The organism is Halorubrum alkaliphilum (assembly GCF_017873815.1).
GTDB lineage: Archaea > Halobacteriota > Halobacteria > Halobacteriales > Haloferacaceae > Halorubrum > Halorubrum alkaliphilum.
Window position 1 is genome coordinate 1 of the sequence record NZ_JAGGKQ010000044.1, and the last position, 10664, is coordinate 10664.

Consider the following 10664-nt stretch of genomic DNA (forward strand, 5'->3'; position numbering starts at 1 on the left):
CATATCGCCAGACGGCATCCATTTCCGGGTTAATCTGGCGGAATATTGCGGTAAGAACGTCTGAAGCGACCGTCAATCAGCGGCAAAACAAGGCACCGACAGACCAACGATTCGAATAACTTAGATCAGGCTCTGCTTTCTCTGTACTGACTACACCGGCACAGGAACTATCACTTTCTGAGGATTGCAACAGAGCCCCTCACTTGTAGTTTGTCTTGCTAGTCGTCTTGCTCTAAGCAAGCATGAGCGATGCCCGATTGTAATAATGGTATCATCGATAGGCTGCGGACTCCCGTCAGAACTCACGTCACGTCGGGGTACCTCGGGTGGTTGCCTCCTGAAGGCTCAGCTGACGGGGACGTTTCCCCATCACCTCAACCTCTGGCTCGACGAGAGCAGCACCGGCGACAGCAGCGTCCTGTCGGTACAAGTCTCTTGCCGTGACTGCCCACAACGCTGGGAGAATCTCCTCGATTAACGGCCACGGCTCTGTGAGTTCAAGTAGGACATCGCCAGCAAAGCCGACACCATCCGGGGGAACTGGCCCCTCCGGTCCGTGATGGGTTCTAGCTGTGCGCAGCGCTCCAGCCGCAGCGTGGACGTCGTTGCTGACTGTCGGATCACTCACCCACTTTGGATAGATATCACGATACCGTTCGGGGAGGTTTCTGTCGTCTCGGTTCGTCTCCTCGAATGACAGCTGTAGCCGGTAGCCGGTGTCCGTCTTTTCGACGATCCCCGCATTGATGAGATCTGGGAGGTGGTCACGCAGCGATCGAGCCGACAGGCCAGCTCTCTCGGCGAGTTCCGATTGATTCACAAGTTCATCGCATTCAGCGAGCGTCACAAGCGCTTTCCGCGGTGTCGACGACGCATCTCGAAGTATTTGCTCCGAAGACAGCGCTGCGATGATACGACGGAGTTCTACAGATCGGATGTGCCGCGTCTTATCTTCCGGCTCCAAGGCTCGAGCGACACCGTTCGCGATGGCCAGAGGAGATCGACACAATCCGTGGAGTACCGACACCGCCTCCGGCGTCGTGATGAGATTCTTCTCGCGGAGAACCGAGTCGAGGAGGTCCTGGTACTGCGCCCGGCTCGTCGACGTTTGGACAGAGACCCGGACACCGATCTCGGGAGCGCCGTCCCGCATTTTCTTTGGAGAGACGTTGGATCGGAGTTTCTCAGCGAACACCGCTTGGCGGCCGCCATAATCGGCGAACAGACACCACGACCCGATGAGCTCGCCGAACGGTTCTGCGGCGTCGACATCGACATCCATCGACCAGCGGAGGACTTCGTCGCGATCCTCGAACAGCTGGCGGAACACAGAGGCCATGCCGTAGGTCGACCCGATCGCCGAGTTGATACCGACGAATTTCGCGATGGACGAGAGCTTCTCTTCGTCAAAATCGCTCTTGAACCGGGGCATTCGGCCGATTCGGAGAAGATCAATGCCAGCGAAGTCGAGCAGCCGCGTCATCACACCGATCACGCCGAGCGATTCAGTGAGTATCTGCGTCCGGAAGGCCGTCCGAGAGTCATATTCGCGGTACTCACCATGAGTCATGTCCCGCGTCATCTCGCAGATGTCCTCAAGAACACTCTGAATCCGGCTGCCGAACTCTTCGACGTCGTCGACGATGTCGTCACCGTCGGCGATCCACCCGAGGCACGCACTATTTTGGAGGATGTCAGGTGCCTCTTGGAGCAGCCGTCGGAAATCGCCGTGCTCGTCGAACCGCTCCTTGGTCAGAAGGTTGTCCCAGACAAACGCGTCACCCAACGAACGAGCAGTACAGACCGCCCACTGCATCGGATTGTCGACCTCGGCGGCCACAGCCAAGCGATTTTCTTCCCAGTCCATATAGCGGTGGGGAGCCGCCCGATCGTCCCACTCAGTGATGGCCGCATCGACCGTTGCGATGCCGTTCTCGGGGGTCGTCGCGACGGCAGCTTGGTAGGTAGAACGGGGAAGCGGCTGGATGGTGTGGAGTGCGGGAAGGCGGTCGCGGCTCCACCCGGTCGCCCCCTCACGTGTGTGCGCGGGTCTAGACTCCAAATTGTCGTCGGATTTTCCGGCCCGACTCACAAATTTTTGAAGGGGCTTCTGTTGCATCTCGGATCGTCCGATCTCCTCCAGTAGCCGCATCCTAGCTGGGCGAATCGCTACCTTGCTCCCATCACTAGTCCCGATCCGATCGGTCACCAGTTCGTGTTCGCGAAGCTGTCGGAGGTGGTACGCAACATTGTTCCGTGACTGGTCGGGCTCGTCGTACGGGGCAGCCCGGTAGAGCGCCTCGTAGGACGCAGTCTGTCCGGCTTCTACACCGATTCGTTCGAGCGTCGCGACGACCTCACCATCCGTATCGAGTGCCTCCAGAGCCGCAGCTACGTGGTCGTCAACGGCACCGGAAGCGCGCTGGCCTGTGTTGCATTGCTGACTCACATCGAACGCTGTCACGTCCGGCACGTTGCCGTCAAGCTCGTCGATATCGATCTCCGGATCGTAGGTCCACGCAAAGCGGCGCATCCAGATTGGTGATTCAAACACAACTCGAACATCCACACCGTGCCCGAGCCAACTGAGCAGCTGGACCATCCGCCGGCGCTGGTCAGCATGGTCGATCTCTCGGAACGACTCGTCGATACGCACGGTGATCGTCGGCGTATGAACCGAGGCCGAGAGTAACGGCTTCACAATACGCCGGATGTCTTCGATCTCGCCGTTGAACCCGATACCTAGTGGGCCGAAGTCGGTATCACCGAGGCTAGAAAGAAACTCCACTGCCTGCTGGTGTTGCTCGGAGCCGACGTCCTTACACAGGCTGAGCAACGTCGACGTGGCAATTGACCCACGAAGGTTCTCGGCATCCTCGAGGGCGCCCCGATCGACCATGCCAAGCTGGTCGTCGATGATTGCTTCGAGCACTTGCCACCCGGCTCCGTCGCCGACGCCACCAACGAACTCACGAACGGCAAGCGCGATATCTTCCTGAAGGGCGTCAACAAGACGCTGCCACAGCTCACCCGGCCGGCTGTCCTCGTCGAGACGCACCGTCCCTGACGACTCCGCTGGATACTGTTGGACCAGCCACAGACCTGAGTCCTCGTCGTGACGGAGATCTCCGAGGGAACGGTAATCGGGCTCATCGCCGGCTTCTTCATCCATCTCGTCGCCGTCCAGATGGTGATCATTCGAGAACTCACCAGTGACCACCTGGACACCGAGCGGGTCGTCGACGAGCTCGCGGTCCCACTCGCCTTCGAGCACGCTGTAGTGATCGACGTCGGCGAACTCATCGCCAGCGCTGCGCTTGTTCGCGAGCAGTACCGACCGTTTCTCGACGGCGTCCACCCACGTCTCTGCTCTCGCCCGGCGGCGTAACTTCTCGTCTGTATGGCGTGTTCCACACTGCGGACACTCGTGTTGGTCCGCAGGTCGCACGCCGACTACATCCTCGATGACCCAGTGCTCCGCACATTCGGCACATCCGACGACAGCGAAGCGACTCATCGGGAGGGCTCACCTCGATCTGATCCGGTTGCGTGCATACTGCGCTCTCGCACGCTATCTGACGCCAAACATCGCGTAAATCACCGAATTCACGCGGGAGAGGAGCAACAGGGCCTAGTTCCGGTGAAACACAGATGCCACTCTGCGCACCGGAACGATTAAGCCACCTCGGGAGAATTTGGGAGTACGATTGGATACTCCACTGGGCTGCCAAGCCCCGTGGTCTCCCGGGATGACCCCCTGCTGCCACCAGGGGGGATGACCCCCTGATTCTACGCCATCTAGCTGTGCATATTAGATGGCGATGTAACGACTCTTCTTAATCCCATCGGTCAGATAGATCAACTGGCGGTACAGTCCGACGTTTTTGGACTATCTGCCACAGCCCATCTTATACGAAATCAAGGAGAATACCTGCGGCTTGAGCCGCAGGATGAATCCGACAACTTAGAATCAACCCACGTTCGACGCCTCAGTTCGAGTTTCCAATACGTAGTTTGAAGTTCAAAGACCCGGTATAACACGGGAAGGTCAGGTCGGAACGGAGCGGATTCCGAACGACCTTCGGAGGCGGCCTCGCCGCCACTCAATGAGACAATATCCGAAACGCCGACGCGGTGAACACGAATCCTCGAAGGGTTCGTCGCTGTGCCCGTCGGCCTGAGCAAGCCCGGCGACGTGCCAGCGACTTCCCACTGGCAAAAACAACAGTTGGAAGTCAACGACACCGAGGATAGGAGTAACGGCCAGTTGGCATGGCCAGACAGCCACCGTCACGATGGCTTGGTTAGATGGGGACTCCCGTGAAGTGGCGGCGTCCGTGGTTGCAAACCTGAAACTCCCACCGCTCGGGATTCCTCCGCCTTCAGGCGGAGGAGGATGTCAACCTCATCACTGTCGGGTGGCAGATACTCCTTGTCGAGGTGAGGTTGGTTGTGGCGAGTATCCATCCCTACGATTTCGTCGTTTTCGTCGAGTGGAGACTCGGCTTTCTGAACGAGTGACCACCCATAGTTCTCGGCATCTTCTGCAGGGTCGTAGTCGTCGAAGCCGTCGGGATCTGGTTCGACATACCCGACGATAAAGTAGTTATCACCTCGGTACTCTCCGAGGTCAATATTGTCAAAACACCTTTGACTGTTGTGGTTCTAACAACGGTCAAGGAGTAATGAATATGCCTAAATTCGAAGGATCCCCAACATCGGTGCCTGATCCGAACGAATTCGAGAGTGAGGACGCAGAGTTTGATGAGCGTTTAGAACTCCGAGCTGCGTTCTCGGAGACGCTTACCCAGCACGGGTTCCCGGACACGCTCATTCTTACCCGGGAGCGTGCTGGTGATATCTTCCATGACCGGCGTCTCGATCTACTCGATTATTTGAAAGACCACGATCCTGACTCGGTTCGATCCCTTGCGAATGAGCTGGGCTACGATAAAGGAGTCGTCAGCCGGGATCTCCAGAAGCTTGCCCGTATCGACGTCATCGAATATGTAGAAGAAGGTCGTGCGAAAGCGCCACGGCTCAAGCACAATCACATCGCTATTGAACCGGTCGTCTAATCAGTTTTATTAGAAACAACTTCAGCCTCTCTCGATGTGCGTCTGACTTAATCTTAAGCTTAGGGATATCCTTAGGGATAACCGTATCATGGCTGATCAATTCACGGCGGCACTCGATGACGCCGAAGAGGCCCATGCTCGGTATGCCGAGCAGTTAGGGCTCATAGAGGACCGCACACCGTTCGCGGCGGAATCACTTCCTGACACGCGGGTCGCCGTACGAGTCAACGATGACCTTCTCCAAGAGGTTGCCTCACACATCCTCACCCGCGCCGGGCACGTCTCGGTGATCGACAAGCGAGGTGCTGGGAAGACCCACTTCCGAGAGCTTGTGTACAACGCGCTGAGCGAGGGCCCTCGCAGCGACGAGTTCGCAATCGCCCGCATTCGTGAGGTCGAGAGCATCACCACACGCCGGCTTTACACGCGGCTGCTTGACGAACTCGATGCGTACGATGAGTTGGACATCCCCGAGACCTACCCGCGGGCGACCGACGAGGTCCGCCAAGTCGTTGAGGAGGTCGCCGAGCAGTTGGAGGCGGCAGACCTCACGTGTATTGTCCAAGTGGATCAGCTTGAGGACGCGGCGCGGAACACGCGTACCTTTGAGCAGCTGCTCGCCGGGCTTCAGAGCATCGGCGACCTCGGCGAGACCGGGCCTGCCTTCATCCTCTTCCTGTTCGGGACACCCGAGGCCGGCGACCGACTCGACGAACTGCGGGAGACGTTGTCGTCGCGGCTGGTCGCCAAGGACCGGTCGCTCGAACGCTTCGAGTTCGCCGAGACTGAGGAGCTGATCGCTCGGTGGCTGGCGTGGGCCCGCGACGAGGAGTACACTGAGGGATATCTCTCCGATCCGTACACAGCCTCGGCGATCCGGACGATCGTCGAGCGTTCGGATGGGACGCCGCGCTCGGTGCGGCAGGAGTGCTACCACGCCTACCGTGCTGGCGCCCAGCAGTTCGCCGCCGGTGACGGCGTCGAGATCGCCGACGAGACAATCGAGACATACGCCTAAGCTTAAGCTTAAGATTAAAACTATGAGTGATAACCCGATGACGGACGCATTCGACGCAGCGGAAGACGAACAGAACGAGACGAACAAGGGCGACGCCGGGGACAACTTCGATGTCGACCGGTACCTCGACGCGCTAAACAGCGACAGCGCACCGAAGGATAAGACGGTCGGGGTCGCGGTGACGACCGAGACACACGCGTTCTACCACGAACTTCAGAACGCCGATGAGGTCGAGGTGAACCCAGCCCAGTCAGTCCGGGACCACTTGGAGAAGCTCGCGCACCGGCACCCGAAGGTCTTCGAGCGGGCGATGCGGAAGCTCGAGATCGAGCGGGAGTTCTGACGCTGTGTGTCAGCAAATTAACCAACATTCCGATAGAGATGCGTTCGAGTGTTGGTTAACACCAACCCCGCTACAGTCAAATCGTCTCGAAGTGGTCGTACTCGCGCTCAGTCGTGAGAAGGGAGGCGTGACGTAGGCGGTTTCGAACGTCGTAGAGCGTGTTTCCCTCTTCGATCCGTAGCATCCGCCAGGCGACGCTGTGGCGGAGTGTGTGGGCGGAGACATCTTCGGGCCGGCCTCGCCCCGAGAAGCAGTACGGGCGAACGCTAGCGCGACGAGCGGCCCGTTGGACGACGTCGTTGATCCCCTTCCCGGTCATCCGACCAGCCTTCTGGCTAGGGACTAGGGCGAGATCGTCGTCGACGCGGGCCTCGAGGAACTCTCGAAGCGTTGCGACGGTCCGCAGCGAGCCGTCCCGATCGAGTTCAAAGGTAACGGGCGGCGGGGTACTGTCGTTTGGGTAGTCCTTTTGGACTGACGTCGGAAGTCGGAGCAGCCCGTCCTCAAGATCGAGCATCTCACGGTCCACATGGGCGAGTTCGCTGCGACGGAGCCCAGTGTCGTAGAGGAGGGTGATGATCGCGTCGTCACGCTTGGGGTGATGCCCCGCACGAGCGCCATCTCGCATCGCCTCGACCTGACCGGGTTTCACCCAGTGCTTCTCGTCACCCATCTGTGAACCATGCCTCTCTGGGAGCGGTCTAATAATGTTCGATTCTGTTGGTAGATTCGAACATTTCTGTAGCCGATCTACTTTGAACCCGGTACCGTCTGGTAGTTTTGTCTCGTAGAAGGTGGTCCTCAGGGTGTCAACCCCAGGGGTAGCGTGCCGATCTGAGCGGGCAAAATTCGGTCTGATAAACTGGTAAATGATATATAATTTTTCAGGACTCCGGCGCGCACAGTTTCGGAGGATAAGCCAGTTTCAGATCGAATTAGCATCAATTCATGGTTCTTCTCATCGCTCTGGCATCAGTTTTGAACTCTTACTGTCGAACTGCCGGATGAACGTACGATATTGTGTGGGCTTTGGCGCTGCTGTATACAGTTGTCACTCTTGAACGGCGGACCCAGCGAGACCTCAGCGGGTTAGTCGTGTGGAATCAATGCTGAGGCAACGAGCTCAACACACTCACCCGCAGTAATCACAGGTGCGTAGTCCATCTCGCCGTCGGTGTCCGCTTTCAGCAGGAAGTCGGTGAGCCGCCAGATATTGTACAAGAGTACGGCAAACACGAAGTAGAACAAGCGAACGCGGTAGTCTTTCGAGGAGGTCTTGGCGAGAAAGTCGCCCTTGATCGATTTGTACTCGCTCTCGATTTGCCACCGGCGACTATACCGTTTACAGAACGCCTCGGCCTTATCGGGTCCCACTCGGAGATTCGTCGCGAAGACGGCTGTCCCCTCCCCACTCGTCGACGGCACGTACAAGAGCCGCATTGGATGTGATCCAGATTCCACATGGACAGAAGCCGACTCAACAGCCACCTCTTGGTCGTCTTCCTCCATTTGTTCAAGTACATCCCGTTCGGAGCTGGAGACTCGCTTGGGTATGAGGTAGTTCACATCGAGGTTTGAGAGTGTCTGTAACACTTGTATCGAATCGAACTCTCGATCACACAGCACTGTCTCGATTGGAACATGCTCTTTTGCTCCGTTGAACGCCGACGCCGTCTGCGGATCGTATCGCTGATTTCACGGGATTTGGACGCCGTCTGGCGATATGGGACGTCTCAGGAACCTCGCACAAACGTTTCACGAATTCGCTACGAACCATTTTGAACAACCAGACGTACCCGCTGTCGCCGACGGCGACAACGGGTACGCCAAGTCCACCAAGATCGCGCTCCTTCTGCTCAAAGAGGAGATCAACAAGCCGCTTCGGAGGCTCGAAGACTATCTCAACGAGATGCCGGGAATTCTCGGTGTGTCTGATCTTGAGGCATCTCCGGATTACACATCTTTCAGCGTCTGGGACGATGAATTCCCGATGAAAGAACTGCGCCGCCTGCTCCGCGCCTCGGCGGAGCAGGCGGGGCTCTCAGGCACTGCGTCGATCGACGCCAGCGGCTTTCAGCGTGATCAAGCCAGCTCACACTACCGGAATCGGGTCGGTTACTCGTTCAACGCGATGAAAACGACGCTGCTTGTTGACACGGATTCTCTTGCTATCATGGACGCTCATTTCACGACGAAGAAAGCCTATGACGGCCATATTGGGCTGCAGGTCTTTCGGCGGAACGCCGAAGACCTGCAGGCGTTGCTGGCCGACAAAATGTACTCGTGGAGTGATCTCCGCGAAGCCTGTCGTGACGCGTCTACCCGACCAGTGATCAAACACTGCGAGCAAAACGCGCTCAAGAAAGCTCACAACGCGAGAATTGACGATGATGTCTACAATCAGCGGTCAATGAGTGAGACCGTGTTTGCGATGCTAAAAGACGACGGCGACGAGATCCGCTCCCGGAGCTGGCACGGCCAGTTCCGGGAGCTCACACGGAAGTGTATCGTCCATAACCTCGAGCAGGCGGCGAGTTAGAGCCCGCCGCCTGCTCTCCTTCTCCGAATATATCCGGGAGAGGCATCGCCATCGTCCACCTCATGCTTTATGTAGTATCTTGTGAAACTGATGCTTTGGTCGCCGCACAATTCCGCTCAAATCGAATCGCCCGATCTGAGAATCTACAGATAAAGCGCCGCTACCGGTAGAATATCGAATATCAAAAATCCGATGTTGCCGCCGTCTTGCGTTCAACACGGCATGCTCTTTCGCTCGTCGAACGAGCCGTCGCACAGTCCGATGGATCTGATTCGACGGGTTCTCATCCCACTCAGAGCTCTCTCGAACTGGTTCCACGGCGAGAACGAGCGGGATATTCTGTCCGATGATCGAGAGCGTTGCGAATTTGAAGGCTCGACTGTCTCTATCTTTGGTCCCGCTGACCATCGGCATCTCCTCGGTATCCCCGTAGTAGGGAATGGCGGTGATATCGATCGCGGCAGTGACTGGCCGGCGGAACGATGCTTCTGAGGCGATCACGGAGAGCAAGCGGTCCGTTGTCTCATTGAAGCCGTTTATGAACTCGTCAGGTTCGAACTGCTTGACGGTGCGGAGGTGGGTGTCGCCATGCGGTCCGTACTCTTCGCCACGACGATATTGGAAGCGAGTCGCCCCCTGTGCGGTTCCGCACCGAACCATCCCCATGAACGTCTGTAGCTCGAAAAATTGTGTGTCCTCGTACGAGGCGTTCGACGCCCGACCAGAGTCGAAGTGTCCATAGGCGTGATCACGCGCGAGGCGCGTTGTCTGGACAATCTCGTCCTGTGAGAAGGATTTGTCTTCTACTGGGTTTGCGTCTTCTTGCGTGTCGTCGACGATCTCTGCCTTAGGCCGCACCTCCGGCGCTGAGATGTCGCGATCGTGGACTTCTTTGACAACGAAGTGGGCGGCAGCGCGGGCGTATTCGTGGGCTGTGTCGTCGAATCGGTTTTTCCACGCTCGCGAGAACGCTGATTCGTCGGGCACTCGACTGAAGCCGAGGATAGTCGCTACTTCCGGTTGTCGGGTGAGTCGTCGGGTAAAGTTGGCGTATGAATCACCCGTTATTTCCATGAACACGAACGAGAGCACCATCGCGCGAAACGAGAGTGGCGCAGGATGCCATGCTGGATACCCGTCTTCGATCGCGTCTATCGTGTGATCAAAATCCTCGAATACGGTGACAAGATCGGTTTCTTTGAGTCTGTCCCGGATGGTGATCCCGAGCTGGTACGCTTCGCACAGAGACTGCATACGGGGGTCATCTTTGGAAGGAGGACTGCCGGAACCACTCATTTAGAAAATGGTGAGGTCGATAGCAAAGTTACCATACCGACATGACTACAAACATACTCTCTCATCGTCGAATGAATTGTAAGCGTGTGGCGGATGGGTGGTTAAGTATCAGTACTTCACAAAGCCGCTTAGTTAGAACGTCTGCTTGCTGAAGGTGTGTCTACGACCCAGCAAGCAGACAGTGAGATTCACGAGGACCAGCTTCTTAACTTTCTCGTCAACAGCCTTGACGAGGAAGTTCCGCTTTCCTTAGCCAATAATGCTGAAATCACTGCTGAGGACATCTATGAGGTCCTCGTCGGCGCTTGCGCCGACGGGACCTCTGTCTCTACGCTCTGTGCGTCGAGTCAGAACGGCCCCGCTGCCAACACGATCCTCTACCATCTCCGG

The 10664-nt window shown here is 57.4% G+C and carries 6 protein-coding genes and 3 pseudogenes; 5 read left to right on the plus strand and 4 right to left on the minus strand.

The features are described 5' to 3' along the window. Nucleotides 1–307 precede the first annotated feature (307 nt). Nucleotides 308–3517: a DUF5817 domain-containing protein gene (locus tag J2751_RS15120; protein ID WP_245202880.1), complete on the minus strand. Its 3210-nt coding sequence runs from the start codon at nucleotides 3515–3517 to the stop codon at nucleotides 308–310. A 1174-nt stretch (nucleotides 3518–4691) separates the two neighbouring features. Here J2751_RS15120 and J2751_RS15125 point away from each other — a divergent pair. The 3 genes from J2751_RS15125 to J2751_RS15135 all read left to right on the plus strand — a co-directional run bounded on the left by J2751_RS15125 (nucleotide 4692) and on the right by J2751_RS15135 (nucleotide 6439). Then, on the plus strand, nucleotides 4692–5078 hold the full coding sequence (locus J2751_RS15125) for an HVO_A0114 family putative DNA-binding protein (RefSeq protein WP_209487258.1): 387 nt from the start codon (nucleotides 4692–4694) through the stop codon (nucleotides 5076–5078). 88 nt (nucleotides 5079–5166) lie between these two features. Beyond that, nucleotides 5167–6096: a hypothetical protein gene (locus tag J2751_RS15130; RefSeq protein WP_209487260.1), complete on the plus strand. Its 930-nt coding sequence runs from the start codon at nucleotides 5167–5169 to the stop codon at nucleotides 6094–6096. A gap of 37 nt (nucleotides 6097–6133) precedes the next feature. Then, nucleotides 6134–6439, plus strand: a complete 306-nt coding sequence (locus J2751_RS15135) for a hypothetical protein (protein WP_149784095.1) — start codon at nucleotides 6134–6136, stop codon at nucleotides 6437–6439. A 76-nt stretch (nucleotides 6440–6515) separates the two neighbouring features. On the opposite strand, the gene J2751_RS15140 is transcribed toward J2751_RS15135, so the two are convergent. Together J2751_RS15140 and J2751_RS15145 are read right to left on the minus strand one after the other, a co-directional pair. After that, on the minus strand, nucleotides 6516–7112 hold the full coding sequence (locus J2751_RS15140; RefSeq protein WP_209487262.1) for a tyrosine-type recombinase/integrase: 597 nt from the start codon (nucleotides 7110–7112) through the stop codon (nucleotides 6516–6518). Nucleotides 7113–7528: 416 nt separating this feature from the next. Continuing rightward, nucleotides 7529–8092: pseudogene (locus J2751_RS15145) on the minus strand (transposase); the annotation flags it as partial. A gap of 70 nt (nucleotides 8093–8162) precedes the next feature. Here J2751_RS15145 and J2751_RS15150 point away from each other — a divergent pair. Continuing rightward, complete coding sequence (locus tag J2751_RS15150; protein ID WP_209487264.1) at nucleotides 8163–8978, plus strand: IS5 family transposase; 816 nt, start codon at nucleotides 8163–8165, stop codon at nucleotides 8976–8978. 222 nt (nucleotides 8979–9200) lie between these two features. Here J2751_RS15150 and J2751_RS15155 read toward each other — a convergent pair. Further along, a pseudogene (locus J2751_RS15155) lies at nucleotides 9201–10232 on the minus strand (transposase); the annotation flags it as partial. A gap of 198 nt (nucleotides 10233–10430) precedes the next feature. On the opposite strand from J2751_RS15155, the pseudogene J2751_RS15160 reads away from it, so the two are divergent. Further along, nucleotides 10431–10664: pseudogene (locus tag J2751_RS15160) on the plus strand (ISH3 family transposase); the annotation flags it as partial.

Bases quoted from the DNA above. Each gene is read 5' to 3' on its own strand.
- J2751_RS15135 (WP_149784095.1), top strand. From the start codon at position 6,134: ATGACGGACGCATTCGACGCAGCGGAAGACGAACAGAACGAGACGAAC.
- J2751_RS15125 (WP_209487258.1), top strand. From the start codon at position 4,692: ATGCCTAAATTCGAAGGATCCCCAACATCGGTGCCTGATCCGAACGAA.
- J2751_RS15140 (WP_209487262.1), bottom strand. From the start codon at position 7,112: ATGGGTGACGAGAAGCACTGGGTGAAACCCGGTCAGGTCGAGGCGATG.
- J2751_RS15130 (WP_209487260.1), top strand. From the start codon at position 5,167: ATGGCTGATCAATTCACGGCGGCACTCGATGACGCCGAAGAGGCCCAT.
- J2751_RS15150 (WP_209487264.1), top strand. From the start codon at position 8,163: ATGGGACGTCTCAGGAACCTCGCACAAACGTTTCACGAATTCGCTACG.
- J2751_RS15120 (WP_245202880.1), bottom strand. From the start codon at position 3,517: ATGAGTCGCTTCGCTGTCGTCGGATGTGCCGAATGTGCGGAGCACTGG.